General features: G+C 62.0%; 25 protein-coding genes. 11 read left to right on the top strand and 14 right to left on the bottom strand.

The genetic code is table 11. The annotated features are described in order from the left end of the window. Nucleotides 1–27: 27 nt before the first annotated feature. On the bottom strand, nt 28–444 hold the full coding sequence (dksA, locus tag IE053_RS02025; RefSeq protein ID WP_189570964.1) for an RNA polymerase-binding protein DksA: 417 nt from the start codon (nt 442–444) through the stop codon (nt 28–30). Between the two features lie 209 nt (nt 445–653). Between dksA and IE053_RS02020 the strand changes: the two genes are divergently transcribed. Continuing rightward, nucleotides 654–1,571 carry a lysozyme gene (locus tag IE053_RS02020; RefSeq protein WP_189570962.1) on the top strand — a complete coding sequence of 306 codons (918 nt, stop codon included), beginning with the start codon at nt 654–656 and terminating at the stop codon, nt 1,569–1,571. A gap of 6 nt (nt 1,572–1,577) precedes the next feature. Here IE053_RS02020 and IE053_RS02015 read toward each other — a convergent pair whose 3' ends face one another. Further along, nucleotides 1,578–1,979 (bottom strand): YkgJ family cysteine cluster protein, encoded by a 402-nt coding sequence (locus IE053_RS02015; RefSeq protein WP_189570960.1) that lies wholly within the window; start codon nt 1,977–1,979, stop codon nt 1,578–1,580. Between the two features lie 51 nt (nt 1,980–2,030). Between IE053_RS02015 and purB the strand changes: the two genes are divergently transcribed. Beyond that, nucleotides 2,031–3,338 (top strand): adenylosuccinate lyase, encoded by a 1,308-nt coding sequence (purB, locus tag IE053_RS02010; RefSeq protein WP_189570958.1) that lies wholly within the window; start codon nt 2,031–2,033, stop codon nt 3,336–3,338. Here the strand turns inward: purB and IE053_RS02005 are convergent, their stop codons facing one another. After that, the gene (locus IE053_RS02005; protein WP_189570956.1) at nt 3,339–4,001 is read right to left on the bottom strand and encodes a hypothetical protein; all 663 of its coding nucleotides are present in this window, start codon (nt 3,999–4,001) and stop codon (nt 3,339–3,341) included. Between the two features lie 62 nt (nt 4,002–4,063). On the opposite strand from IE053_RS02005, the gene IE053_RS02000 reads away from it, so the two are divergent. Continuing rightward, complete coding sequence (locus IE053_RS02000) at nt 4,064–4,810, top strand: 3'-5' exonuclease (RefSeq protein ID WP_189570954.1); 747 nt, start codon at nt 4,064–4,066, stop codon at nt 4,808–4,810. Between the two features lie 108 nt (nt 4,811–4,918). Here IE053_RS02000 and IE053_RS01995 read toward each other — a convergent pair whose 3' ends face one another. After that, nucleotides 4,919–5,695 (bottom strand): SDR family oxidoreductase, encoded by a 777-nt coding sequence (locus IE053_RS01995; RefSeq protein WP_229786023.1) that lies wholly within the window; start codon nt 5,693–5,695, stop codon nt 4,919–4,921. Nucleotides 5,696–5,723: 28 nt separating this feature from the next. Further along, a complete protein-coding gene (locus tag IE053_RS01990; RefSeq protein ID WP_189570950.1) occupies nt 5,724–6,038 on the bottom strand; it encodes a DUF1476 domain-containing protein in 315 nt (104 codons plus the stop codon). Nucleotides 6,039–6,205: 167 nt separating this feature from the next. Between IE053_RS01990 and purC the strand changes: the two genes are divergently transcribed. Further along, a complete protein-coding gene (purC, locus tag IE053_RS01985) occupies nt 6,206–6,997 on the top strand; it encodes a phosphoribosylaminoimidazolesuccinocarboxamide synthase (protein WP_189570948.1) in 792 nt (263 codons plus the stop codon). Further along, nucleotides 6,994–7,245 carry a phosphoribosylformylglycinamidine synthase subunit PurS gene (gene purS, locus IE053_RS01980; protein WP_189570946.1) on the top strand — a complete coding sequence of 84 codons (252 nt, stop codon included), beginning with the start codon at nt 6,994–6,996 and terminating at the stop codon, nt 7,243–7,245. The genes purC and purS overlap by 4 nt, the downstream gene beginning before the upstream one ends. 190 nt (nt 7,246–7,435) lie before the next feature. Here purS and IE053_RS01975 read toward each other — a convergent pair whose 3' ends face one another. The 4 genes from IE053_RS01975 to glmU form a co-directional block, all read right to left on the bottom strand. After that, complete coding sequence (locus IE053_RS01975; RefSeq protein WP_189570944.1) at nt 7,436–8,389, bottom strand: outer membrane protein assembly factor BamD; 954 nt, start codon at nt 8,387–8,389, stop codon at nt 7,436–7,438. Between the two features lie 108 nt (nt 8,390–8,497). Next, complete coding sequence (lpxC, locus tag IE053_RS01970) at nt 8,498–9,421, bottom strand: UDP-3-O-acyl-N-acetylglucosamine deacetylase (RefSeq protein WP_189570942.1); 924 nt, start codon at nt 9,419–9,421, stop codon at nt 8,498–8,500. A gap of 98 nt (nt 9,422–9,519) precedes the next feature. Further along, nucleotides 9,520–11,349 (bottom strand): glutamine--fructose-6-phosphate transaminase (isomerizing), encoded by a 1,830-nt coding sequence (gene glmS / locus IE053_RS01965; protein ID WP_189570940.1) that lies wholly within the window; start codon nt 11,347–11,349, stop codon nt 9,520–9,522. Next, nucleotides 11,349–12,686, bottom strand: coding sequence for a bifunctional UDP-N-acetylglucosamine diphosphorylase/glucosamine-1-phosphate N-acetyltransferase GlmU (gene glmU / locus IE053_RS01960; RefSeq protein ID WP_189570938.1), 1,338 nt, complete (start codon nt 12,684–12,686; stop codon nt 11,349–11,351). Before glmU ends, glmS begins: the two co-directional genes overlap by 1 nt. 111 nt (nt 12,687–12,797) lie before the next feature. On the opposite strand from glmU, the gene IE053_RS01955 reads away from it, so the two are divergent. Then, complete coding sequence (locus IE053_RS01955; RefSeq protein WP_189570936.1) at nt 12,798–13,478, top strand: HAD-IA family hydrolase; 681 nt, start codon at nt 12,798–12,800, stop codon at nt 13,476–13,478. Here the strand turns inward: IE053_RS01955 and IE053_RS01950 are convergent, their stop codons facing one another. Then, nucleotides 13,479–13,676: a hypothetical protein gene (locus IE053_RS01950; RefSeq protein ID WP_189570934.1), complete on the bottom strand. Its 198-nt coding sequence runs from the start codon at nt 13,674–13,676 to the stop codon at nt 13,479–13,481. It lies immediately after the preceding gene. 284 nt (nt 13,677–13,960) lie between these two features. Here IE053_RS01950 and IE053_RS01945 point away from each other — a divergent pair, with 284 nt between their 5' ends. Both IE053_RS01945 and murD read left to right on the top strand, forming a co-directional pair. Next, entirely contained in the window at nt 13,961–15,286 is a 1,326-nt protein-coding gene (locus tag IE053_RS01945) for a MurL-like N-terminal domain-containing (RefSeq protein ID WP_189570932.1), read from the top strand. Next, nucleotides 15,283–16,533 (top strand): UDP-N-acetylmuramoyl-L-alanine--D-glutamate ligase, encoded by a 1,251-nt coding sequence (gene murD, locus IE053_RS01940; protein ID WP_189570930.1) that lies wholly within the window; start codon nt 15,283–15,285, stop codon nt 16,531–16,533. Before IE053_RS01945 ends, murD begins: the two co-directional genes overlap by 4 nt. An 87-nt stretch (nt 16,534–16,620) precedes the next feature. On the opposite strand, the gene IE053_RS01935 is transcribed toward murD, so the two are convergent. From IE053_RS01935 to IE053_RS01920, 4 genes are all read right to left on the bottom strand, one after another. Beyond that, nucleotides 16,621–18,036 (bottom strand): sugar porter family MFS transporter, encoded by a 1,416-nt coding sequence (locus IE053_RS01935; protein WP_229786022.1) that lies wholly within the window; start codon nt 18,034–18,036, stop codon nt 16,621–16,623. 231 nt (nt 18,037–18,267) lie between these two features. Next, nucleotides 18,268–19,326 carry a VOC family protein gene (locus IE053_RS01930; RefSeq protein WP_189570928.1) on the bottom strand — a complete coding sequence of 353 codons (1,059 nt, stop codon included), beginning with the start codon at nt 19,324–19,326 and terminating at the stop codon, nt 18,268–18,270. 8 nt (nt 19,327–19,334) lie between these two features. Further along, nucleotides 19,335–21,506, bottom strand: coding sequence for a TonB-dependent receptor (locus IE053_RS01925; RefSeq protein ID WP_189570926.1), 2,172 nt, complete (start codon nt 21,504–21,506; stop codon nt 19,335–19,337). Between the two features lie 118 nt (nt 21,507–21,624). Next, nucleotides 21,625–22,008, bottom strand: a complete 384-nt coding sequence (locus IE053_RS01920; RefSeq protein WP_189570924.1) for a DUF1330 domain-containing protein — start codon at nt 22,006–22,008, stop codon at nt 21,625–21,627. A gap of 109 nt (nt 22,009–22,117) precedes the next feature. Between IE053_RS01920 and IE053_RS01915 the strand changes: the two genes are divergently transcribed. Genes IE053_RS01915 through IE053_RS01905 form a run of 3 tightly spaced genes read left to right on the top strand, consistent with a single transcriptional unit; the run spans nt 22,118 to nt 24,625 of the window. Further along, the gene (locus IE053_RS01915; protein WP_189574630.1) at nt 22,118–22,789 is read left to right on the top strand and encodes an isochorismatase family protein; all 672 of its coding nucleotides are present in this window, start codon (nt 22,118–22,120) and stop codon (nt 22,787–22,789) included. Further along, nucleotides 22,789–23,730: a polysaccharide deacetylase family protein gene (locus IE053_RS01910; protein ID WP_189570922.1), complete on the top strand. Its 942-nt coding sequence runs from the start codon at nt 22,789–22,791 to the stop codon at nt 23,728–23,730. Before IE053_RS01915 ends, IE053_RS01910 begins: the two co-directional genes overlap by 1 nt. Next, nucleotides 23,717–24,625 (top strand): polysaccharide deacetylase family protein, encoded by a 909-nt coding sequence (locus IE053_RS01905; RefSeq protein ID WP_189570920.1) that lies wholly within the window; start codon nt 23,717–23,719, stop codon nt 24,623–24,625. The genes IE053_RS01910 and IE053_RS01905 overlap by 14 nt, the downstream gene beginning before the upstream one ends. Nucleotides 24,626–24,654 lie beyond the last annotated feature (29 nt).

Genomic DNA, 24,654 nt, shown 5'->3' with positions numbered 1-24,654 from the left:
TCGTGCCCCGGACCAACGCCAAGCGCGTCAGTCGTCGCGATGCACCTTCTCACGCCGCTCGTGGCGCTCCTGCGCCTCCAGCGACATGGTCGCGGTCGGTCGCGCCTCGAGCCGTTCGAGCGAAATGGGCTCTCCGGTCTCTGAGCAGTAACCGTACTCGCCTTCGTCAATCCGCCTGAGCGCCGCGTCAATCTTGGCGATCAGCTTGCGCTGGCGGTCTCGGGTTCGAAGTTCCAGCGCATGGTCAGTCTCGGACGAGGCACGGTCGACCACGTCAGGCGCATGCAGGGTCGCGTCCTGCATCTGGCCAATGGTCATCTTGCTCTGTTCGAGAATGTCCGCCTTCCAGTCGAGCAGCTTCTTGCGGAAGTACTCGAGCTGCCGTTCATTCATGAACGGTTCATCGGCGCTAGGACGATATTCGTCGTTGTCAGCGACGGACATGGCCGCCTCCGTGGTTTGCCCCTCGGCCAACACGTGGCCCGTTCGGTGAGCCATTAACGGCGGTGACAGTCGAGGACAACACCGCTCGTGAAACCTTCAAGGATTTTCGCGTAATAGTTATGCAGGATTCGTTAAACCGAAGAAGCTGACCGCCTTCATCGATTGTGTTACTATATCGATAGCTGGTGGATTGGTGACAGGGGCAGTTGATGAAGATATCCGAACGGGGGCTCGAGCTCATCAAGCAATTCGAAGGGCTCGAGCTCGAGGCCTATCAGGACATCGTCGGCGTCTGGACCATCGGATATGGCCATACGTCGATGGCTGGCCCGCCGGAAGTCGTCCCCGGCATGGAAATCACCGAGCAGGAAGCGGAGGAAATCCTTCGCCGTGACCTCCGCCAGTACGAGGAAGCCGTCGAGCGCGCGGTGAAGGTCGATATTACCCAGAACATGTTCGATGCGCTGGTATCGATCACTTACAACATCGGCATCAACGCGATGCGGAACTCGACCTTCATCAAGCGGCTGAACAACAAGGATTACGAAGGCGCAGCCGAGGCCATGCTGTGGTGGAACAAGGCCGGCGGCAAGGTCGTGAACGGTCTCAAGAGGCGCCGCGCTGCCGAAGCCGCCCTTTTCCTCGAAGGGCTCGAAGAACTCACAAGAGAGGCCGAAGAAGAAAACTCGCCGATCGACGAGACAAAGGGCGCTCCAGTCGAGGAGAACTCACCGCGCAGGCCCAATCTCGGCAGCTCGCGGACGGTTGGCGGTGCCGCTGCTGCGGGGGTCGCGGGTGCTGTCGGTGCAGGCTCCGTGCTCATGCGCAATGATGACGACGGCGAGGAAGAAACCGCGTCCGAAGGGGACGGTTCCTCAGAACCGGAAGCACCTGGGGATTCCGGTCCTACCGACGAGACTGCTCAGGAAACCCCGACCGACAATCCTGGCACGCTGCCGGAGCCCGAAGAGGTCACCGAAACAACCGAGAAAGTCTTTGTCTCGACCTTCGAGGACCAGGAGGAGGCTTGGGACGCCATCATCATCGCGGCAGGCGTCATCGCGGTCATCGCCGCGATCTACGTCATTCTCGTGCGCTTTGACGATTGGCGGAACCACAAGCGCTAGGAGCAGCTATCGGTCCGGGTAGTTCCCGGTGGTCGAAATCCACTCCTCGTCCTCCTGGGTCTCACGCTCGTGGATCAGGAATTCGTAGTAGCCGCATCGCTTCCGGTTCGGGAAATCACGGCAGATCTCGGGCCGCGCCTCGTAGATCGTGCAGCCGCGGGTCTCTGAATCGAGAAACCTGCAAATCGTGCCGAAATGCTCGTCTGCCTTGTGGCGCAGGACGCGCGGGTTCTCCGCATCACCCTTCTTGGTGAACTTCTTCCGCGCATCCTCGACCTTCAGGTCGAAGTGCTTCGCAAGCCGCTTGATGTCGGGATCGGTGACCGGGATGTGCTCGTAGGAGCAGCAATAGGCCGGGCACTTCATGCAGTCGTAGAGGGTCTTGATCGTCGGCCTCTTTGGGTTCATCCGCTTCCTTTGTGTGCGGTGCACCGCGCAAGATGACAAGGACCGAACGCCATGATTCCCCGTTACGCCCGCCCCCAGATGATCGAGCTTTGGTCGGACGCGACGAAGTACCGGATCTGGTTCGAGATCGAAGGCTACGCAGCCGAGGCAATGGCCGAGCTCGGCGTCATCCCGAAGGAGAGCGCGAAGACGATCTGGGAGAAAGGTTCGAAGGCTGAGTTTTCCGTCGAACGAATCCACGAGATCGAGGCGGAGACCAAGCACGACGTCATCGCCTTCCTCACCCACCTTGCCGAGTTCATCGGCGACGACAGCCGCTTCGTGCACCAAGGGCTGACATCTTCCGACATTCTCGACACGCAGTTCGCCGTGCAGCTCACCCGTGCGTCGGACATGCTGATCGAAGGCATGGAGCGGGTTCTCGCAGCGCTGAAGAAACGCGCTTTCGAGCACAAGAACACGATCAAGATCGGACGCAGCCACGGCATCCACGCAGAGCCGACGACCTTCGGCGTCACGCTCGCGACATTCTACGCAGAATTCGACCGTGGGCTGACAAGGTTGAAGACGGCACGCGAGGAAATCGCCACCTGCGCCCTCTCCGGCGCCGTCGGCACTTTCGCCAATACCGACCCCAGGGTCGAGGAATACGTTGCCAAGAAATTGGGCCTCAAGCCGGAACCGGTCTCCACGCAGGTGATCCCGCGTGACCGCCACGCAGCCTTCTTCGCGACGCTTGGCGTGATTGCCTCGTCGGTAGAGCGCCTCGCCACCGAGATCCGCCACCTTCAGCGTACTGAAGTGCTCGAGGCTGCCGAGTTTTTCTCCAAGGGCCAGAAAGGCTCCTCGGCCATGCCGCACAAGAAGAACCCAATCCTGACCGAGAACCTCACCGGCCTCGCCCGCCTCGTCCGCTCAGCCGTGATCCCGGCCATGGAGAACGTCGCACTCTGGCATGAGCGCGACATCAGCCATTCCTCCGTCGAGCGCGGCATCGGTCCGGACGCAACGACGCATCTCGATTTCGCACTGCACCGCCTGGCGGGTGTCGTCGAGAAGCTGCTGGTCTTCCCCGAGAACATGCAGCGCAATCTCGACCAGCTCGGTGGCCTCACCTTCTCCCAGCGCGTTCTGCTGGCGCTGACACAGGCCGGTGTCAGCCGCGAGGATGCGTATCGCCTCGTCCAGCGCAATGCCCTCAAGGTCTGGGACGAAGGTGGCCAGTTCCTCGACTATCTCAAAGCCGACGACGAGGTGATGAACGCTCTGAGTGCGGAAGAGGTCGAAGCGATGTTCGACATGAACTACCACACCAAGAACGTCGATGTGATCTTCGAGCGGGTGTTCGGGGAAAGCTGATCACCGCGCCCGGCGCGTGGCGTCCACGAATGCTGCGGCCACGACCAGAACGGTGAAGGCAAGCAGCGCCTGAACAGCGAAGCCTTCGATCGACGGATACTCCTCCGCAGGCAGATGGCTGATCGTCTGCATGCCAAGGAGAATAGCCAGGAGGATCCACGGCGCGGCCTTGCCGAGGAACCCTTTGGGTTCCGTCACGCGGACGTACCACAACGTCCCTGCGATCAGCAGGCCGACCTCCAGCACCTGCGACCAGAGAAGGCTCCTCCAGAGCCCGAACCCGACCTTCGGCTCACCGAAGACGATAGGCAGGTCCGGCAGGTGGACCAGCAGGTCCGCCAGCCAGTGCGAAAACACCGCTCCGCCTGTAACCAGCGCGGCGAGCCAGGGATCCTGCGGCCTCGCCAGCAGGACGTAGCCACCGGCGAAAACGACCGACCAGACGAGCGAGCCGACGAAGCTGTGGGTGTACGGCATGAAAGAGAGATCTAGGTTCGAAGCTTGGGCGAAACCCGGCACGATTTGCGCCGTTTCGATGCCCGCAAGGATAAATCCGGCCCAGATAAAGTCCACGAACTGCACCGCGATGAAGAGCACCCAAAGCGGGACCATCGGCCCTGCGGCGCGGCCCGCGAAGGCAGCGGCGTAGTGTCCTGCAAACATGACATCCCTCCCGTGTTAGGCTGAGCGTAGCAGCAAACACCTGAAGGAAAATCGCCGCCAGCATGCGCTTTGTCAGGACCATCGACCTCGAGACCACAGGCACCCGCCCGCCTGCACATGCAGTGTGCGAGATCGGCTGGCAGGATGTCGTGGAGGTGGACGGCCGCTGGGAGATCGGCGGTGAGCACGGCAGCATGCTAATCGACCCCGAACGGCCGATTCCCGCCGTAACGCAGGCCGTGCACCACATCACCGATGAGGACGTGAAGGGCGCACCGAAATGGCGCGACGTCGCGAAGGACATCCTGCGCCCCGGTGAGGGCTGCATCGCGCTGGCGGCGCACCGGGTTTCGTTCGAGAGCCGGTTCTGCACGCCCGAGCTGACCGGCGGAATGTCCTGGATCTGCACATGGAAAACAGCGCTGCGGTGCTTCCCCGACAGCCCGTCCTTCTCGAACCAAGTGCTGAAATACTGGCGCATGCCTGAAGGTCTGGACCGCGAACGCGCCCTGCCCGTCCACCGGGCTTATCCGGATGCCTACACTTCGGCGCTTCACCTGCGCGACATGCTGAACATGAAGGGTCCGAGCGACCTCATGACGTGGACGGAGCTTCCCGGCAAGCTCCCTCGCGTACCCCGCGGGGACCTCAAGGGCAAGAAGTGGGAAGAGCTTCGCGACGTGCAGCTTATCCCCTTCCTGACAGATCGCGACCCGGATATTCGGTACTCGGCTGAAATCGAGGCCGCAAGGCGGGAGGATGGTCCCCCGCTCAAGGTGCGGAGACCTGAGCAGGGGTCGCTTCTTTGACTATCGCGCTCTTCTCGGCTGGACCGTGGCGCCTACCGCCCGAAGGTCGAGGGTGGAACGCGACGGCGGCCCGGCCCCCACGGTCAAGCCGTGGGGAGCGCTGAGGAGCTACTTCGCACCGAGCCCGCAGGCCGTGATACCGCCGTCGATCCTGAACTCCGATCCCGTCACGAATTTGGCCTCGTCGGAGGCAAGATAGGTCGCCATCGCCGCGACCTCCTCAGGCTCGCCGAGACGCTTCATCGGGATGTTGCGGGTGAGCGCCTTCTCGCCCTCTTCCTGGGAACCCTTGAGCTGGATCATCGGATCGATGATGGCCGTCCGTGTAAAGACGGGATGGATCGAGTTCGCCGTGATCTGCATCCCGTTACGGGCACAGTGGAGCGCGATCGACTTCGTCATCATCGCAACGCCGGCCTTCGCCGTGTTGTAGCTGAGGAAGTTGCCATCGGCCATCAGTCCGGCCACGGATGAAATCACGATGATCGAGGCTGGCTGGTGTTCCTTCAGGTAAGGCATCGCCGCCTGGGTGCCGATGAACACCGAGTCCATGTCGATGGCGCAGACCTTGCGGTACATCTCATAGGTCTCGGTCTCGACATTGCCGAAGCTGCCAATGCCTGCATTGTGGACGAGGACGTTGATGCCATCCATCGCTTCGTTGGCGGCCTCAAGGGCGGCCTTCCACGCGAAAGGATCGGTCACGTCGTGCTCGATCCCCGCGGCAGCGCCGATCTTTTCAGCCTCTTCCGCCACCTTGTCGAGCTGGATGTCCGTGAGCACCACATCAGCGCCCTCTTCCATGAAGCGCTTGCCCATGGCGAGGCCGAGGCCCTGCGCACCGCCGGTGATGAAGGCCTTCTTGCCTTTAAGTCGTTTAGACACTGAGTGTCTCCTGTCCTGTTGGGAGAGCTCAGCTCGTCCGGAATTCATCCATCGCCTTGGCGAGCGCGTCGGCCATTGCCTTGCGGATTTCCGCGTCGCTCACGTCCGCCTTTGGCAGGTCGGCGCGCAGCTTCCTGAACACGTCATCGGAGCCAGGCTCCTCGAGGTCGGCCCGGATGATCGACCTGACGTACTCTTCTGCCTCATCGCCGGTCTTGCCGAGCTTCTCGGCTGCCCAATGGGCCACAATCTTGTCCCGCCTGGCCTCGACCTTGAAGCGCAGATCTTCATCCTTCGCGAACTTGGCTTCGAAAGCTTTTTCGCGATCGTCGAACGTCGTCATCGTGGCGATTCTCCCATAAACTCGCCCCTACCTAGGAGTGTTGTGCCTCCCGTCAAAGCGCTTTGCGGTGCAGCGTCAGCCGTGGTAGCAGCGCGGGCTCCGGGGCGCGACGGGTGGCGAAAGCCCGCCCCGCGCCCCTCACGCATTTCTCGAAGGAGCCAAAACCTATGGCCCGCGGCAAGCAGATCTACGAAGGCAAGGCCAAGATCCTCTATGAGGGCCCCGAACCCGGGACGCTCGTCCAGTTCTTCAAGGACGACGCCACCGCCTTCAACAACCAGAAGCACGCCGTTCTCGAGGGCAAGGGCGTCCTCAACAACCGGATCTCCGAGTTCATCATGACCGGTCTGGAGCGGATCGGCATCCCGACCCACTTCATCAAGCGCATCAATATGCGCGAGCAGCTGATCCGCATGGTCGAGATCATCCCGCTCGAAGTCGTCGTGCGCAATGTCGCCGCCGGGTCGATCTGCAAGAAGCTGGGCCTGAAAGAGGGCGAGCCCCTCCCCCGCTCGGTCGTGGAATTCTACTTCAAGGACGACAAGCTCGGCGACCCGATGGTTTCCGAGGACCACATCACCGCTTGGGGCTGGGCCAGCCCGCAGGAAATCGACGACATGATGGCCTATGCACTGCGCGTGAACGACTACCTGTCGGGCCTCTTCGCAGCCGCCGGCATCCGTCTCGTCGACTTCAAACTCGAATTCGGTCGTCAGTACGAGAACGACATGGTCCGCCTGATCCTCGCCGACGAGATCAGCCCCGACAGCTGCCGGCTGTGGGACTTCCAAACCGGCGAGATCATGGACAAGGACCGGTTCCGCAAGGATCTCGGTAATGTCGTGGAAGGTTATCGCGAGGTGGCCCGCCGCCTCGGTATCCTCCGCAATGACGATGAGGGGACGGGAGACAAGTCCGGCCCAAAGCTCGTTAGCTCCAACGGAAAGGCTCCGTCATGAAGGTTCGTGTTCTGATCACCCTGAAAAACGGGGTCCTCGACCCGCAGGGCAAGGCGATCGAAGGCGCGCTGCACGGCCTGGGCTTCGAAGGCGCAGAGAATGTCCGCCAGGGCAAGCTCATCGAACTCGACATCAAGGACGCATCCTCTGCGGCTGAGGCCGAAGAGAAAGCGAAAGCCATGTGCGACAAGCTCCTGGCGAACCCGGTGATGGAGAGCTATTTGATCGAAGTCATGGAAGCGGCCTGAACGATCGCTTGAGGACCATCCCGTTCAAACGGTCGAGCCAGGCAGGACCCGCTCCAGCCTGGCTTTTTTCTGCCCACTCGCCTGCTGCCAGCCATCAAGGGCGATGCCGACCGCTCCGTTCAGGAGAGTTGCCACGCCCCCGCTTCGCGCTCCCGCCGGGGACACCGACTGGAGGCTTAAGATGGCACGGTTACTGCGGGTTCGACGGAACGCCCGGCGTGATCGCTGGCGGCGTCACATCGTTTTCGCTTGCATCGATCTCCGGAGCGTTCTCCAGATCGACGGGCCCCCGCGAGCGCGCGAGACGCTCCGCAGGCGTCAGCTCTTCATCTGTCGCGTCACCGGCGGCATCATTGGCCGCTTGTTTGAGTTCGAGCTCCTGCCCATGCTTGGTGAAGACGCGATAGGTATCCCGGTACCAGCGGGAGTTGGGGTAGTTGTAGCCAAGAATCGCCGCGTGGCGCCTTGCCTCGTCCACCAGACCGAGTTCGAGATAGGCTTCGACGATCCTGTGAAGGGCCTCTTCGGTATGCGCCGTGGTCTGATAGTTCTCGAGGACATTGTTGAAACGGCCGATTGCGGCGATGTGCTGGTTCCGACGCAGGTACCAGCGGCCGATATCCATCTCCTTGCCCGCCAAGTGATCGCGAGTCAGGTCGAGTTTGAGCTGCGCATCGCGGGCATATTCCGTGTCCGGATAGCGGCGAATGACATCCATCAGCGCATCGCGCGCCTTCTTGGTAATATCCTGGTCACGCCCGACATCGCGGATACGCTCGTAATAATTCATCGCCCGAAGGTAATAGGCGTAGCCGGCGTCCTTGTTGCCGGGGTGGATGGCAAGAAAGCGGTCGAGCGATTCGATCGAAGCATCGAAGTCGCCTGTAAGATACTCCGTATACGCCGTCATGAGCATCGCTCGTCGTGCCCAGGCTGAATATGGGTGCTGGCGCTCGACCTCTGCGAAATAGGCAATGGCGTCGTCATAGCGGCGGCGCTCGACGGCGCGGGCGCCTTCTGCGTAGAGCTGCTCCACGGGCTGTTCGACATAAGCGAAGCGGTCGGTCCCGGTCTTGTCCCGGCTCCCGCAGCTCACGAGCGCGAGGGAAAGAACGGATACGACTGCAATACGCGAGAACTTCATCAATCAGCCCCTAAGCCTCCACCGGACGAGAAACACCCCGGACGCACCCGGTGTAATGTCACGGGCGCGCAAATGCAAAAGGCGTGTCGTGAAAGGTTCTCAAGCCGTTCAGGCAGTCGCGGCGAGAGGGAGATCTTCCTGAACTTCGCCACGGGCTTCGGCCGCCAGGGCCTTGGCGAGCATCGTGTTCAGCGTGTGACCCGGCTTGTGCGCCGTGATCTTGCAACCAAGCGGGAGCCCCAGAAGGTAAAGGTCCCCGACGAGATCAAGCGCCTTGTGGCGCACGAACTCACGCTCCATCCGCAGGCCGCCTTCGTTCATCACGCCGGCCGCGTTGAGGACAATGGCATTCTCGAGCGAACCGCCACGGGCCAGTCCCATCTCGCGCAGGGCCTCGACATGCTCGAGCAGCGTGAAGGTCCGGGCTTCGGCGACTTCCTTCATGATGGTGTCGCGGTCGCCCTCGATGACAATGCGCTGGAGGCCGATGGTCGGATGGTCGAACTCGATGGTGACATCGAGAAGGAGCTCGGCGCCCGTTCCCTCAGGCAGCGGCTCGGCCACGGCCCAGCAATCGCCGAGTTCGACCGACACGGCCTCTTTCGGTGCAACGGCTTCTACGGTGTGCGGGGAGACATGGATCCCGGCACGCTGGATCGCCGCGATGAAATCCTTGGCCGAACCATCGAGGATCGGGACCTCGGGTCCCGAACACAAGACATCGGCATCCGTGATGCCGAGCATCGCAAAGGCGGCCATCAGGTGCTCGACAGTCGAGATCGAAGCGCCGTTCGCGTTGGTCAGGACCGTGCCGAGCTGGGTCTTGGTGACGAGCGCAGGATCGGCCGGGATCGTCCGGTCGGCGACCGGGCCTTCAAGATCGGAACGGATGAAACGGATGCCGTCCCCTGCCGGAGCAGGCTCGATGACAAGCTCAGCGACCTCGCCCGTATGCAGACCCACGCCCGAAAGGCGCACGATCTCGCGCACGGTGGCAGCTGCCCTCATATCGTTGGCCGGCTCGTCAAACATCGGATTACCCCTAAGCCCTCTAGTGTGACTTATGTATGGCTAACCCGGCCAACCGAAGTGAGGTTCTGTTTCGCGCTGTTACATAACCGCGGGTTCGCTCACTCGACCGTGACGGACTTGGCGAGATTCCGCGGCTGGTCGACATCCGTGCCCTTATGTACCGCGGTGTAGTAAGCCAGGAGCTGGATCGGCACAGCGTAGACAAGCGGCGCCAGCATAGGCTCGACAGAAGGCATGGCGAAGCTCCCGAGGAGTTCGTCATCAGCCCTGGCTTTCTCAAGACCTTCGCTTGTCGACAACAGGATGCATTTCCCGCCCCTCGCGATGACTTCATGCATGTTACTGACGGTTTTCTCGAAGTGTTGATCGTCAGGAGCGATCACGACGACCGGGACATGCTCGTCGATGAGCGCGATCGGCCCGTGTTTCAACTCGCCAGCGGCATAACCCTCCGCATGGATATAGCTGATTTCCTTGAGCTTCAGCGCGCCCTCGAGGGCGAGCGGGAAGCTCACGCCGCGTCCGAGATAGATGACGTCCGACGCCGGCACGAGGTCCAGGGCAAGCTGTTCGAGGTCGCGCTCCTTGGACGAAACATCGGCCATCAGCCTTGGAATCTTGAGAAGCTCATGCACCAGCCGCTTCTCGTCGGCTTCGGTCAGGTGCCCGCGCTGGCGACCCGCTGCGATCGCGATACAAGCGAGCGTCGCAAGCTGGCAGGTGAAGGCTTTCGTCGAGGCGACACCGATCTCCGGCCCCGCCTTGATCGGATAGATCGCATCGGCGTCGCGGGCCATCGAGCTTTCGACAACATTGAGAATGGCGCCCACCTTCACGCCTGACGCCTTGGCATGGCGCATGGCCGCGAGCGTGTCGGCCGTCTCTCCGGACTGGCTGATGAAAAGTGCCGAGTCGCCTTTCTGGTAAGGCACGTCGCGGTAGCGAAGCTCCGAGGCGATATCGATTTCGACCGGTAGACGGGCCCAGCTCTCCAACCAGTATTTGGCAATCAGCCCGGCATAAAACGCCGTACCACACGCCGAGATTGTCAGCCTCGAGACTTTCGAGAAGTCGATGCCTCCCTCGGGGAGTTCGATTTTGCCTTCGGCAGGGAGGAGGTAAGTTGCAAGGGCATGGCTGACGACTTCGGCCTGCTCTTCGATCTCCTTGGCCATGAAATGCCGGTGACGTCCCTTGCCGACGAGCGCGGCCGAGGCATCGGAAAGCGTCTCCTTGCGTTCTACCCGCGTTCCGCCTGCGGAATAGATCACAGCCCCGGAGAGTCCCAGGACGGCCCAGTCGCCCTCTTCGAGATAGGTCACGCGGCGGGTGAACGGCGCCAATGCGAGAGCGTCAGAGCCGATATACATCTCCCCTTCGCCGCGACCGATCGCCAGCGGACTGCCCCTGCGCGCGCAATAAAGCGTCTGGGGCTGCGAGGCGAAGATCACGCCCAGCGCGAAGGCGCCCTCAAGGGCTTTGAGGGCCGAGCTGAACGCTGCCTGCGGATCCTCGAGGCGCGACAGCTCCCACTCTATAAGGCGCGCAACGACTTCCGTATCAGTCTCGCTTTCGAAACTGACACCCTTGGCAACGAGGTCTTCCTTCAGCTCACTGAAGTTTTCAATGATGCCATTATGGACGACGGCGACCTTCTCGCTGCCGTGGGGGTGCGCATTCGACACCGTGGGTCGGCCATGGGTTGCCCAGCGGGTATGACCGATGCCCGTGTGCCCTGCCAGGGGCTCCTTTTCGAGCACGTCTTCGAGCGCGCGCAGCTTGCCCACGGCACGGCGCCGGTGGACCTTGCCGTCAAGGACCGTCGCGATCCCGGCGGAATCGTAGCCACGGTATTCAAGTCGCCTCAGGCCCTCGACCAGCCGTGAAGCCACCGCGTGCTCACTGACGATACCAACAATTCCACACATCAGGTATCTCCGTGTTTACGGCGGAAGGACGCAGCCCAGCCCGCTTTCTCGAACTGCTTGCCGCGCCCGACAGCCAACGCGTCATCGGAGACATCTTTCGTGATGACCGAACCCGAGCCCGTGAAGGCGCCCTTCCCGATGGTGACCGGTGCCACGAGCATGGTGTTCGAGCCGATAAAGGCGTTCTCTCCAACCACGGTCTTGTGCTTGCCGAAGCCGTCGTAATTGCAGGTGATTGTCCCTGCACCGATATTCGTCCCCGCGCCGATCGTGGCGTCGCCGAGATAGGTCAGATGGCCCGCCTTCACACCTTCTCCGAGCACGGATTTCTTTGTTTCGACGAAGTTGCCTATGCGGGCATTCGCGCCGACATCCGTCCCCTCACGCAGGCGGGCGAACGGTCCGGCGGCAGAACCCGAGCGCATGACGGTCCCTTCGAGATGGCTGAACGGCTTTACGGTCACGCCGGGCTCGAGCTTCACGCCGGGGCCGAAAACGACGTTCTGGCCGATGACGCAGTCATTCCCGATCTCCGTATCCCACGCGAGATAGACAGTCTGGGGGTCCTGCATGGTGACACCGGCGAGCATCAGCTCCTCGCGGCGGCGCTGCTGGAACAGGCGCTCGGCCTCGGCCAGCTCTGCACGGTTGTTGACACCGAGCACTTCGTCCTCCGACCCGCGCACGAAGGCCAGCTTGTGCCCCGCACCGCCAATCAAGCCGACAAGGTCCGTGAGGTAGTATTCGCCCTTGGCATTGTCGTTGGTGATCTTCGGCAGGAATTCACGCAGCGCATCCGTCCGTACAGCGATGACGCCTGAATTGCAGAGCCTGACCGCCAGCTCCTCCGGCGTCGCCTCTTTCGCCTCAACGATCCTCAGGAGGTTGTCCTTTTCATCCGTTATCAGACGGCCATAGGGGCCCGGTTCTTCAGCCTCGAAGCCCAGGACCGCCATGGCCGCGCCGCCGTCGATTTCGGCCACCAGCCGCTCAAGCGTCTCCACACGGAGGAGCGGCGTGTCGCCATAGAGAACGACGACCACGCCCTCGAACCCGTCGAGCACCGGCATCGCAGCCGTCACCGCATCGCCCGTGCCCCGCGGCGGGTCCTGCACCGCGATCTGCGCATCCGGATCGAGCTTGCCGAGGGCAGCCTTCACCCTGTCACCGCCAGCGCCGATCACGACGCCGAGCCGGTCGGCACCGAGGGCGCGCGCAGTCCGCAGGCAGTGGCCTACCATCGGCAAATGGCCGATTTCGTGCAGCACCTTCGGCTTCTCGGAGCGCATGCGGGTCCCGTGACCTGCGGCGAGGACAATCGATGCAATGGCGGCCATTCCGTCTCCCTGGGCTCGGATGGTGAGCTTGCGTTAGGCGCTTTTGGCCTAGGCGGCGTCTCAAAGACTGTGAAGGCTTGCTACAGCGCGCGAGCTTGGCGAGGGAGCGTTATGGGAAAACTTTCCGGTGCCGTCTGCATCTTCGACCTCGACGGAACACTCGTCGACAGTGCCCCCGACCTCTCCGCCGCCCTCAACCGGGCGCTCGCCCGCAAGGGCCTTGCGGCGATCCCCCCCGAAGAGGTCCGCCCGCTGGTCGGGGAAGGCGCCCGCGCGCTGCTGCGGGAGGGCTACAAGCGTCATGGCCTCGTGTTCCCCGAAGACGAGAAGGGCGACGCCGAGGTCGCGGCGTATATCGATGATTACGCGGCAAATATCAGCGATCATTCCTTCGTCTTCGAGGGGGTCGAGGAGAGCCTGAGGGAGCTGCAGGACGAGGGCGCCCGGCTTGCGGTCTGTACGAACAAGCTCGTCCGCCTCGCCGAGCCGCTGCTCCGCGACCTCGGGATCAGGGATTTCTTCGAGATGGTGGTCTGCGCCGACAGCCTGCCGGAGAAGAAACCGTCCCCGGCACCGTTGCTTCACATTGTCGAGAGCACCGCCAGCGACCGCGCGGTGATGGTGGGCGACACGGCCACGGACCTGCTCGCAGCCGAAGCTGCTGGCATTCCGTCACTCATCGCTGGGTTCGGTTATGGCTTCGGCGACCCCAGACTGGCGGTCGCCGAAACCTTTGACAGCTTCCGTGAGCTGCCTGGGCGCGTCTTTGCGCGCCTCTCGCCGCTCGCCTAGTCAGGCGTGCAGATCGCCACCCCGGCGCGGCATGCCATTCACCATGTCGCTGCGGAGATCGTAGCGCGAGGAACGCATCGTCGAGACGAAGCCTTCCTGAACAAGTTTCACGTCGACGTCGAAGCCTTGCTTCTTCCAGTAATCCCGGATCATCGACTGCAGACGGACGGCTCCCTCATTTGAGCAGTAATCAGACATTGCCCATGCCTCCCTTCAGACAAGGAGGTTCATATCCGCTCAGGGGCAGTCGTGTCTACAGGAATCTTTCAAACAGTTCGCTTAATTTGGAATAACGGTCTCGAGATTTTCTAGTGTCAGCAACTTGTCACGCAAGACTAGTATAACATAACACCTTTCGGATCTTTGCAGTGATCCGGTCGAGACTTGAAGGTTGAACCCCCAAGCTTGGGCACAACCACAATGCACCGCTCAAGCCCGGAGAAAGCTTGACGGCGACGGCGAGACAGCCTCCACACGATGTGATGACGAAAGCTCAGGACAGCAAGACGCGCGGGGAACTTTTTCGCTTCGGTCCGCGCACATATGCGCGAGGTGAAGCCAGTTTTGGCTTCTCCTGCAGCCGTTTCGGCGATTTCGAAGAGCGCGTTCAGTTTGGCGCCGACGGTGCGGTTTCCGATGAGCTCCTCGCCCTGCTCCACGTTGCGTTGGGCGTCAGCACCTACAAGGCCGCCGCGGCGAAGACGGTGGAGCTGCCCTCGCTGTCGCCTGCCGGGCGCGCCATGGCCGAGGCGCTTTATACCGAGGGGCTCGCGGAGTTCTTCGTCCGCAGCGGCCTTGACTACCCCGCTGGCACGGAGTTCCGCGGCCCGATCCAAGACGCAGCGGCCGCCGCCGATGTCACGGCCTCCGGGACACCCCTCGTCGCTTTCGGCGGAGGCAAGGACAGCTACGTCGCCGGGCGTATTGTCGAGGAAGCGCTCGGCATGCCACCTCAATTCGCTTCCGTCGTCATGGCCCAGCCCGTGGCCGATGTCCTCGCCAAGACCGCTCCCGCGCCCCCTCTCTTGATCTGGCGGAGCCTCGATCCGAAGCTGATGACGCTCGAATGCGCGTTCAGCGGCCATGTTCCGATCACCGCCATCAACATCCTCGTCCTGACCATTGCTGGTCTGCTTCGTGGGTCAGGGCCGATCCTTTTCGCCAACGAACGATCGGCGGACGAGCCGACGCTCAACGCAGGCGGGATCATTGCCAACCATCAGTATTCGAAGTCTTCACAGTTCGAAGCGCTTGTCCGTGCCGCAGTGGCCGAGGCTGCGCCGGCGGCCCCGCCGACCTATTCAGTGTTGCGACCCTTCTCGGAGCTCTGGATTGCCTCGCGCTTCGCAGAGATTGAGGAAGCCTTTCCCCGCTTCACGAGCTGTAACCGCAATTTCCGCATCGCCGGCGACGCTGACAAGCGCTGGTGCGGTGAATGTGCGAAATGCGCATTCACCTCGCTCGTCCTCTCGCCATTCATTGGCGAAGAGGAAGCCATGACGATCTTCTCACGGATCATGCTCGACCAAGACGCCCTGCTGCCAGTCTATGAGGAACTGTGCGGCCTTTCCCAGCAGAAACCGTGGGACTGCGTCGGCACGATCGACGAATGCCAGGCTGCGCTCTTCCTCCTGTCACGCCATCCGCGCTGGAGCGAGACAAAGGCTGTCCGTGCACTGATGCCGCGGTTGCTGGAAGGAAAATCAGAGGCCGCGCTCGAGGCCCAGGTCGCAGCATCGATGAAGCCCCATCCACGCGGCGCCCTTCCCGAAATGCTGTTCAACGCTGCGTTGAGGCTACCAGCATGAAGCACCTGCTTCATGGTACGGGGACCGAGGGCCTCGCCGCCGCGGAATATTTCCGAGACGTCCTGCAGCAGGAGCTTGCCGTCTTTGACGACCATGGCGGGAGTATTCCGGGCTGCGAGAGCGTGGACCGAACCGCAGCAGAGCGCATCATAAGGAGCGGGATCTACCTGCGGTCGCCGGGCATCCCTCCCCATCACCCTCTTGTTCAGTATGCACAATCCCATGCGCTCCTCTCGACAACGCCGACCGGGTTCTGGCTGAAAAACCATGCCCCGTCAGGGACCGTCACCGTCACCGGCACCAAGGGGAAAAGCTCCACCTCGGCACTGACGGCGCTCATCCTCCGGAAGGCGGGACTGCGCGCGGCGGCCTATGGCAATATCGGTCGTCCGCCGCTTTCCGCCGCCCTGCCCGAGGAAGTGCATCCGGTCCTCGAGGTGTCGAGCTACATGATGCACGATCTTCCGAAGGCGGATCACATCCACCTCGTCACCAATCTCTACAGGGACCATCTCGACTGGCATGGCGGTGCCGCTCCCTACCACGCGGCCAAGCTCCGTCCCTTCACGCGGCCGGACCCGGCGAAGGGGTTCGCGCCGCGCAGTGTCATCGACGCCCACGCGCTCCCCGCGTCGGTGAGGGCAATCGAGGATGCTGTCAGGGACACTGGCGATGCTCTTCATGTGGGTGACGAGATTATCGATACAGGTGACGAAATGCAGGGATTCCGCCGAGGGCCGCTGCGCCTCGCCCTGACCGCAGCCGCAGCTGTCGCCACGTCGTTCCTTTCCTCGAAGGATGTTGCGAAAGCTGCGGGTGCTGCCGCAGCCGAATGGAAGGGGCTGCCATCCCGCCAGCAGATCATTCCGTCAATCGACGGTCGGACCTGGGTGGATGATGCCCTGTCCACGATCCCGGAGTCGGCGATCGCAGCGCTCCAGCGCTTCGCCTCCCGGCCCGTCGTGGTCTTGCTCGGCGGCGGAGACCGCCAGCAGGATTTTTCGCCCCTCGAAGCCTATCTTGCCGAGCACGGAACGGTGCGCGCGATCGGCTTCGGCCCGACCGGGCGGCGTCTGCGCAATCTCACAAAGAAGGTGGAGAGCCTGCAGGACGCCATCACCAGTGCCGAGGAGATGTGTCCGGCAGGCGGCGTGATCCTCTTCTCCCCGGCTGCGCCCTCGTCTCCTCCGTTCAAGGATTACCGCGAACGCTCCGCCCTCTTCGCCGAGCGCGCCCGAACCGCCTGAGGGCCGGGGCGGGCCCGGCCTTCGGGGATCCAGGCTCGCCGCGCTTGGGCAGCGCGGGAGGAAACCATTCTCCCGCGCCCAGGAGGCTCAGCCTTCCATCTGCTCGAGTTCGAGGCCTTTGGTCTCTTTCACCGCCTTCGCGATGAAGAGCGCCGAGACCACTGCGAAGAAGCAGTAGATGCCATAGGCTGCCGCCAGCCCGATCGATGTCAGCATGATCGGGAAGGTCATGGTGACGAGGAAGTTCGCCACCCATTGCATCAGACCGGCAACCGCAAGGGCGCTGCCGCGGAACTGGTTCGGGAACATCTCACCCAGCATGACCCACATGACCGGGCCCCAGGACATGTTGAAGATGAACGCATAGGCAAGCCCCGCACCAAGAGCGACGATCCCCATCTCGGACGACAGCTGCAAGCCATTTTCGCCGAGCTCTCCGGTGGAGAACGCGAACGCCATGATGCCGAGCGTCACGGCCATGCCGATCGAGCCCCAGAACAGGAACGGCTTGCGGCCGATCTTGTCGACCATCGACAGGCAGATCAGCACCGCCACGATCGACGATGCGCCAGTCAGCACGTTCTGCAGAAGGGCGTCCTCTTCGGTGAAACCCGCCGACTGCCAGAGCACAGCGCCGTAATAGAAGATGACGTTGATGCCGACCAGCTGCTGGAACACGGCGAGACCGATCCCCACCCAGACGATCGGGCGCAGCTTCCCGTCTTTGAAAATATCGCTGAAGCGCGGCTTGTGGTCTGCGGCGAGGCTTTCCTTGATCTCCGCGACCTTCTGCTGGCCGCCCCGCTTGAACAGGCGGTCGAAGACGCTTTGCGCGGCTGCATCCCTGCCCTTGGCAACGAGGAAGCGGGGGCTCTCCGGGATGATGAACAGCGCGATCAGGAAGATCGCGGCCGGGATCAGTTCGACCCAGAACATCCAGCGCCAGGTCTCGTAACCCAGGGCAAATTCCGCGGTCGAACCACCTGCGGAATTGGCGAGCATGTAGTTCGACAGGAAGGCGAAGAAGAGACCGACCACGATGGCGATCTGCTGGATCGTGGCCAGGGCGCCGCGCATCTTCGCCGGGGCGATCTCCGCGATATAGGCGGGCGACATCACCGACGCAGCACCGACGGCGAAGCCACCGATCAGGCGGTAGATCACGAACTCCGTCGTGCCGCCCGCGATCCCCGAACCCCAGGCCGAGATGATGAAAAAGATTGCCGCAGCCATGAGCATCGTCCGGCGGCCAAAGGCATCCGCCAGCGTTCCTGCCAGGAGCGCGCCCAGCGCCGCCCCGAGAAGCATCGATGCGACCGAGAACCCCGTACCGACCGAATTCGAATCAAAGGCTTGCTGGAGGCCATCGACCGTCCCGTTGATGACCCCTGAGTCAAACCCGAAGAGGAAGCCACCCAGCGTGGCAACGAGGGCGACACCGATGATCGCCCCGAGTTTCGGCTCCGCGAGAGCCCCTTCCGATTGTGCAAGTGTAGCGCTCACGCTCACCCTCCTGCCCTAGCTCGCAGCTCTCGAAGGCTGCTTATCCATTGAGAAACGGACGCTCTGAGGCGCCCGCAGGTCTTCTGTGTGGCCGGTTTCGGGAGAGCGAACAAGGAATTGCGGCACCACCTGAGCGGCGCACACGAGAGCGTCTGGCCGCCCTCCCCGCGACCACGGCGAACCATGGCGCCAAGACAAGGCGGTTGCCAAGGCTTTTCCGCGCCTCGATGCTTACTCGGCGAGACTGGCGAATTCGATCACGGCGCCGTCCGGTGCGCGGACGCGGATCACCTCCTGAACACCGAAGGGAGGGCGAAACGCGGTGAACGCCCCACCCTCGACCTTGCCGCCACGCGTCTCGATCTCGGCTTTGGCCCGACGGGCGCTTTCCACGGGGTAGGTCACCGAGAGCCAGCCGAGATTGGGGGCATCGCAGCGTTCGGCGTAGTCGGCCCCGTCGAGTCCCTGAATTTCAATGTATTCCATGCGCCCGAATTCCATCGGCTCAGGGTAGAAAATACCCGCCAGATAGGGAATCGTCGTGGTCAAGTTTCTCGGAATTCCGAGCGGCATGACCGTTGGTTCCTTGTCCGTATAAGGATCTCCATACCAGAATCTGGCGAAGCCAAGGATATCCTCCATCAAGGCACGGGCTGCCTCCCTGTCACGGGTCATCTGCATGACGTTGAACGGCTGGCTCATCCGCTCGAACGCGGGGAAACCGTCAGGGAGCGGCGTGGTCAGGCGCTCATAGCCCTGCACCTGAAGTCCATCGGGACCTTTGAAGACGACGACGTTCAGCTTGGAAGGGCCGAACTCTAGATACGTGATCGGAGTCTCGGTCCACCAACCGAGCGCGATCGCATCGTGATAGATCGCCTCGATATCCTTCATCCGCACCATGAGCGACCAAATGCAGCCGGTATCCCAGGCGCGGGCACCAGGACGCGTAGGCACCTTCTGACCTGCATGATCGAAGCGTATCAGCCTGACAAGCCCGTGCTCGGCACCCGGAGCACGCAGGACGAGGACTTCGCCACCTGCGCCCTCAGGCAGCCCGAGCGCTTCGATCTCGGCTTCGTCAAGCGGGCCTTGGAACGCAGTCTCGTATCCGCCAATTTCCCGGAAAAACCGGGCCGAGCGATCAAGGTCGGTGACGCTGGCCGTCGCCATCAGCCAAGGCTCGGTGGTGACTGGCGGCGGCCGCTGCATCGCCGGCGCGGGCAAGACAAAGAAAAGGAGGTATGCTGCAAGAGCATACCTCCAGAGTTTGCCGAAGTTGCTCGCCACGGCGCCTCCTAGAACTCGACTCCGAGTTCGACCCCATAGGTGATCGGCGGGGACGCGTAGACCGTGAAGCTGTTTGCCGACGCTGCGCGCCAATACTCTTCGTTCGTGAGGTTCTGGCCCCAAACGGCGACAAACCAATTGCCGTCCATTGGCTCGTAGTGAATCCGGCCGTTCAGCAACGCGCCCGGATCAGTGAGCGCATGGGGCGGACCGTTTGCCACGAGGCTCCAGCTGTCGTCCTCGAACGACACATCACCCCGCACGGTCAAGATGCCGTTGGCAAACGGCGTCTCGTACTGCGCACCGACGAGGCCCTTGTACTCGGGAGCGTTCTTGAGCTCGAGGTCGAGGGCGCACTCGATAGTGACGACACCGCCAGGGCAGGATGCGCCGGAGTTGGTCAGGCCACCGGCCTGGCTCTGGGTCACGGAGGTATATTCCGCATCGAGAAGACCGAGGTTACCGAAGACCGAGAAACTATCGCTCAAGTCGAGGTTCCACTCGAACTCAAAACCCTGGATCGACGTTTCGTCGACGTTGAACCGGGTGAAACCGAGGCCCGGCACCGTCGCGCCGATCTGCAAGTTCTCGTAGTCGTTGTTGAAATAAGTCGCGTTGAAGCGGAGCATCCCGTCCAAGAGGTCCGTCTTCACGCCGATCTCGAAGCTGTCCAGCGTCTCTTCTTCGACGGGCAGGAAGCACGCAGCAGCGCCGAAGCAATCAGGCGACCAACCACCAGCCTTGAAACCCGTGGAGTAACTGACATACCCCATGACGTCCTCGGTGAAGTCATGGTCGTATTTCAGCGTGTAGCTGAAGTCGTCAAAGCTGATGTCCTCCATCCGGGTAAGGTTGAAGGCAAGGTTCGCGGCATCGAGCTCCTTCTCCTCGTCTGTGTACCGGCCACCGACCGTCAGTGTTCCGTTGTCGCCGACATCGAGGAAACCCTGCGCGAAGATTGCATAGCTCTCGGTGCTCGTATCCACCGAGAAGGGGAAGATGAAAGTGGTTTCGAGCAGGACATCTTCGGTGAAGTAGTAGACGCCGCCGACGAAGTTGAACGGCCCGTCAAAGTTCGAACTGAGCGTAAACTCCTGGCTGAACTGGTCCTGCGTCGTCTGCTGGAAATACGGGAACCCGATCCGGGTGGCAAGGTCGTCCTCCATCTCCCGATAACCCGTCAGCGAAACGAAGTCGAAATTGCCGAAGACACCTTCAAGGTTCGCGGAATAGCCTTGCGACTCCGTGTTGTTGTCGTAGCCGCCAAAACAGCCCAGCGGCTGGAACGTGATCGGGGTTCCCGCTGCGCATGTGGTGCCTGGAAGAGGCTCGATCGTGAAAACGTCCCCATCGGCATCATTAGGCGGCGCTGCCGAGTCCGGGATCGGATCGCTGAGGTCGTTGGTATAGTCAGCAGACAGAAGCAGTCGCCAGTCCTCGGTGAAGTTGTGCAGCAGGCTGGCTCTCACCGCGCGGGTCTTCAGCTCACCGAATTCGCCGCCGAACTGCGCGGCGGCTCCGTTCGGATTGAAGTCCCAGAACCCATCACGGTCTCGGCTGAAGCCGGTCACGCGGAACGCGGTGTTGTCGCCAAGGGCAAGGTTCGCGGTCGCCCGCAGGTCGACCCTGCCCTCGTTACCGATCAGCGTCCGGACTTCCCCGCCGTTCTCCATTTGGGGACGGACGCTGACGAGCTTGATTGCACCGCCATTGGTGTTCCGGCCGTAGAGCGTGCCCTGCGGACCACGCAGCACCTCGATCCGCTCGACATCCACGAGGTCGAAGAGCGAGCCGACCTGACGTCCGATATAGATGCCGTCGATGTAGATCCCGACGGCGGGGTCGACCGCGCCGCGGCTCTCGTCCTCACCGACACCGCGGAGGAAGATCCTAGCGGAGTTTGCCGTGCCGGTGCCGGCTGCTATCGAAATATTCGGGATCAGGTATTGGAGATCTGTAACGTCAGCGACCTGGTTCGCCTCAAGCTCGTCTTGGGAGAGGTTCGTCACCGCGGCCGGGACATCCTGAATGTCTTGAACCCGCCTCTGGGCTGTGACGAGGATGACGTCGTCGTCTTCGATATCGGCTTCCGGCCCTTGCGCGCTAGCCGTTGCACCCCACGCGGTCACGATTGCACTGATTGCGCCGGCACCTGCCAGCGTAGCTCTAAGCCGTCTCATGACACGAGTCTCCCTGTTGCCGTGGAAAAGATATATCTTTTCTGTCGACCTGGAAACGAGGAAAATTTACTTTGACCGGACTCTGTGGCCGGATTGCCTCATATTGCGCCGCAACACGCTATCTTTCACTCCGGAGCGGCAACCCCGGCACAAGGAGGACGTCAAAACGGCCCCAGTCATTCTCAATCCTGGCGCGCCGGAGGGCATCGTATTCCGGGCTGTTCCAGAACGCCCGCGCAGCGTCCATCGACCTCCATCGAGCAAGGACAAAACTCTCTGGCACAAAGTCGCCTTCGAGCACCTCAACTCCCTGCCCGATCGCGAGGTACTCTCCGCCGTATTTTTCATAAAGCGGGGCGAGCTTCGAAGCGTAGCCTTCCATGAAGGCTTCGCGGTCTCGCACCTCGCCGAGTACGATCAGGTAAGCAGGGGCCTGTTCCTCGGCAGCAGCTGGCGCGGGTGTGATGAGCGACAGCAAGACGGCGATCAAACCAAACTTCATGCAGGTTTCCCTTTCACTCGGGGATGATTTTTCCGGGAAAGGGTATATCATTGTCCGGACATTTGGAACGGGAACCGACAGCATGACAGACCGTCTGACCGAGCCGACCATGATCCGCTCGGACAAGACTGCCCGCGAAATCTTCGAGGAGGTCTGGGCAAACCCGGCCAGGGCGGCTTTTGGCTTCGGCGAGAAAATGGCGATCGTGAATGTCGATCCTCAAAAAGCCTACACCAGGCCCGATCTCTTTCCGAAAACCGGCTACATCACCGATCCGCGGCAGATGGAGCACATCGACGGGATCTCGAAGGCCGCACGGGCCAAGGGCCTGCCGGTCGTCTGGACCCATGTCGCTTATATGGAGAACGGGGCCGACGCTGGCGTCTGGGGCACGAGGACAGACACACCAGACAGTCTTCAGAACATCAAGTATGGCTCGGAGCGGCACGCCTTCGATGACCGGCTCTCGATCCACCAAGACGTCGATGCGGTCTATACCAAGCGAATGCCGAGCGCGTTTTTCGAGACGCCCCTGCAAAGCTTCCTCGTGTGGCACAAGGTCGACACCGTGGTCGTGACCGGAGGTTCCACCTCGGGCTGCGTCCGGGCCACCGCGGTGGACAGCCTGTCACGCGGGTACAGGACCATCGTTCCCATCGAATGCGTGGCCGACAAGCATGAAAGCTATCACTACGCGAACCTCACCGATCTGCACCTGAAATACGCTGATGTGGTGACAGTCCAGGAGGTCTACGCTGCGATCGAGGAGTATCCCGGCTGATGCACTCCGACCCAAATCTCTACGATTACTGGCCCTATGAAGGACGTCCACGGATCAAGTGGCCGGGCGGAAAGAAGCTCGCCTTCTGGATCGCCCCGAATATCGAGTATTACGAGTGGAATCCGCCTCCGAACCCGCAACGCAAGCCTTGGCCTCGCGGCAATCCGGATGTCGTCGGCTACTCCCAGCGGACTTGGGGCAACACCGTCGGCCACTGGCGGATGATGGAGCTGTTCGACAAATACGGCTTGCGCGGATCGATTTCGCTTTCGATTGGCCTCATCGACCATCATCCCGAGATTATCGAAGCCTGCGTCGAGCGCAACTGGGAGTTCTTTTCCCACGGCATCTACAACACCCGTTTCAGCTACGGCATGGATGAAGCGCAGGAGCGCGCCGTCCTCGAAGACTCGATCAAGAGTGTGGAGAACGCTACCGGCCAGCGAATCCGAGGCTATCTCGCGCCCGCTCTGACGCATACGGAGAAGACCCTCGACCTCATCGCGGAGTACGACTTCTGGTACACCTGCGACCTGTTCCAGGACGACCAGCCCCAACCCCTGAAGACCAAAGCGGGCAGGCTTGTTTCACTGCCTTACTCTCTCGAGGTCAATGACGTGATCGGCTACTCCGTGCAGGGATGGTCAGCCGAACGTTATGCGGATGTCCTGATCCGCCATTTCGACCAGCTTCTCGAAGAGGGCTCCCAATCGGGCACGGTGATGTGCATCCCGCTCCACGCCTATCTTGTCAGCCAGCCGCATCGCCTGCGGGCATTCAAGCGTGTGCTGAAGCACATCACTTCGCACAATGACGATGTCTGGTTCGCAACCGGCAGCGAAATCGCCGAGCACTTTCGCGATAACTTCTGGGACCAGACCCTCGCGGACATCGAAAAGCGCGGCATTGCAACGGGAGGGACCGGTTTTGCCCCTGCCTGACGAATACCTTCAGTATCCTCACCGAAAGCGGGGATTTGACCAGCCGTTCTACGGCTGGGAACCCGTCCCGTTGCGCAAGAAAGCCAAGCTCAAGAAGCGGCTCAAGGCTACAGCGACAATCGTCGTCCCTTGCGAATTCTTCCCGCTCGACCCGCCGTCCGAGCCATTCAGGCACCCGGCCGGGATGAAAACACCTTATCCGGACCTTCGTCACTATACGAGCAGGGACTACGGCAACCGCGTCGGAGTGTTCCGCATACTCCGGGAGCTTGACCACGCCGGTTGCAAGGCGACCTTCTGCGTCGACGCCGCGACCGCGGAGCGCTACCCTCCCCTGCTCGACGCAATCAAGGACGGCAAGCACGAGATCGCGGCAGCCGGGGTATCTACCGCTCACATCCACCATGCAGGTCTCACCGAAAACGAAGAGCGCCAACTGATTGAGCGCGTGAGGAGCGCGCTTCCCCAAGCGACGACCTGGCTGAGCCCGGCGCGTAACGAGAGCTTCAACACCCTGCCCCTGCTCGCCGAAGCGGGTTTCAAGGTATGTCTCGACTGGGAAGCCGACATGCGCCCCCTTGCCATGAAGACCGCGCACGGCAGCATCACTGCGGTCCCTCATTACAATGAACTCTCGGATTTCACCCTGCTCGCCACACGCAACCAGAGCGAGGATGAGTGGGTGACCCAGATCCTGTCCACTGCGGATGATCATGTCGGCCGTTACGAGGACGAGGGGGCGGGTGCTTTTGCCTTCACCCTGACGCCTTTCATCGCGGGCCAGCCTTTCCGCATCGAGGCTCTCCGCCGAATCCTGGCAGGCCTCGCGGCCATGGATGAGATCAGGGTCTGCACGGCGGCCAAGGCGGTCGACCTTTTCGGTGAAACTCCGTGAACAGACGCCAACTCCTGATCGGGGCCACG

It is taken from the genome of Parvularcula lutaonensis (assembly GCF_014651915.1).
Lineage (GTDB): Bacteria > Pseudomonadota > Alphaproteobacteria > Caulobacterales > Parvularculaceae > Parvularcula > Parvularcula lutaonensis.
The sequence above is the reverse complement of the archived record's forward strand: the minus strand, read 5'-3'. Positions and strand labels throughout refer to the sequence as shown.

What these genes read in the sequence shown, in the direction of transcription:
- dksA (WP_189570964.1), bottom strand. Translation starts at nt 444, where the DNA reads ATGTCCGTCGCTGACAACGACGAATATCGTCCTAGCGCCGATGAACCG.
- IE053_RS02020 (WP_189570962.1), top strand. Translation starts at nt 654, where the DNA reads ATGAAGATATCCGAACGGGGGCTCGAGCTCATCAAGCAATTCGAAGGG.
- IE053_RS02015 (WP_189570960.1), bottom strand. Translation starts at nt 1,979, where the DNA reads ATGAACCCAAAGAGGCCGACGATCAAGACCCTCTACGACTGCATGAAG.
- purB (WP_189570958.1), top strand. Translation starts at nt 2,031, where the DNA reads ATGATTCCCCGTTACGCCCGCCCCCAGATGATCGAGCTTTGGTCGGAC.
- IE053_RS02005 (WP_189570956.1), bottom strand. Translation starts at nt 4,001, where the DNA reads ATGTTTGCAGGACACTACGCCGCTGCCTTCGCGGGCCGCGCCGCAGGG.
- IE053_RS02000 (WP_189570954.1), top strand. Translation starts at nt 4,064, where the DNA reads ATGCGCTTTGTCAGGACCATCGACCTCGAGACCACAGGCACCCGCCCG.
- IE053_RS01990 (WP_189570950.1), bottom strand. Translation starts at nt 6,038, where the DNA reads ATGACGACGTTCGACGATCGCGAAAAAGCTTTCGAAGCCAAGTTCGCG.
- purC (WP_189570948.1), top strand. Translation starts at nt 6,206, where the DNA reads ATGGCCCGCGGCAAGCAGATCTACGAAGGCAAGGCCAAGATCCTCTAT.
- purS (WP_189570946.1), top strand. Translation starts at nt 6,994, where the DNA reads ATGAAGGTTCGTGTTCTGATCACCCTGAAAAACGGGGTCCTCGACCCG.
- IE053_RS01975 (WP_189570944.1), bottom strand. Translation starts at nt 8,389, where the DNA reads ATGAAGTTCTCGCGTATTGCAGTCGTATCCGTTCTTTCCCTCGCGCTC.
- lpxC (WP_189570942.1), bottom strand. Translation starts at nt 9,421, where the DNA reads ATGTTTGACGAGCCGGCCAACGATATGAGGGCAGCTGCCACCGTGCGC.
- glmS (WP_189570940.1), bottom strand. Translation starts at nt 11,349, where the DNA reads ATGTGTGGAATTGTTGGTATCGTCAGTGAGCACGCGGTGGCTTCACGG.
- glmU (WP_189570938.1), bottom strand. Translation starts at nt 12,686, where the DNA reads ATGGCCGCCATTGCATCGATTGTCCTCGCCGCAGGTCACGGGACCCGC.
- IE053_RS01955 (WP_189570936.1), top strand. Translation starts at nt 12,798, where the DNA reads ATGGGAAAACTTTCCGGTGCCGTCTGCATCTTCGACCTCGACGGAACA.
- IE053_RS01950 (WP_189570934.1), bottom strand. Translation starts at nt 13,676, where the DNA reads ATGTCTGATTACTGCTCAAATGAGGGAGCCGTCCGTCTGCAGTCGATG.
- IE053_RS01945 (WP_189570932.1), top strand. Translation starts at nt 13,961, where the DNA reads ATGACGAAAGCTCAGGACAGCAAGACGCGCGGGGAACTTTTTCGCTTC.
- murD (WP_189570930.1), top strand. Translation starts at nt 15,283, where the DNA reads ATGAAGCACCTGCTTCATGGTACGGGGACCGAGGGCCTCGCCGCCGCG.
- IE053_RS01925 (WP_189570926.1), bottom strand. Translation starts at nt 21,506, where the DNA reads ATGAGACGGCTTAGAGCTACGCTGGCAGGTGCCGGCGCAATCAGTGCA.
- IE053_RS01920 (WP_189570924.1), bottom strand. Translation starts at nt 22,008, where the DNA reads ATGAAGTTTGGTTTGATCGCCGTCTTGCTGTCGCTCATCACACCCGCG.
- IE053_RS01915 (WP_189574630.1), top strand. Translation starts at nt 22,118, where the DNA reads ATGATCCGCTCGGACAAGACTGCCCGCGAAATCTTCGAGGAGGTCTGG.
- IE053_RS01910 (WP_189570922.1), top strand. Translation starts at nt 22,789, where the DNA reads ATGCACTCCGACCCAAATCTCTACGATTACTGGCCCTATGAAGGACGT.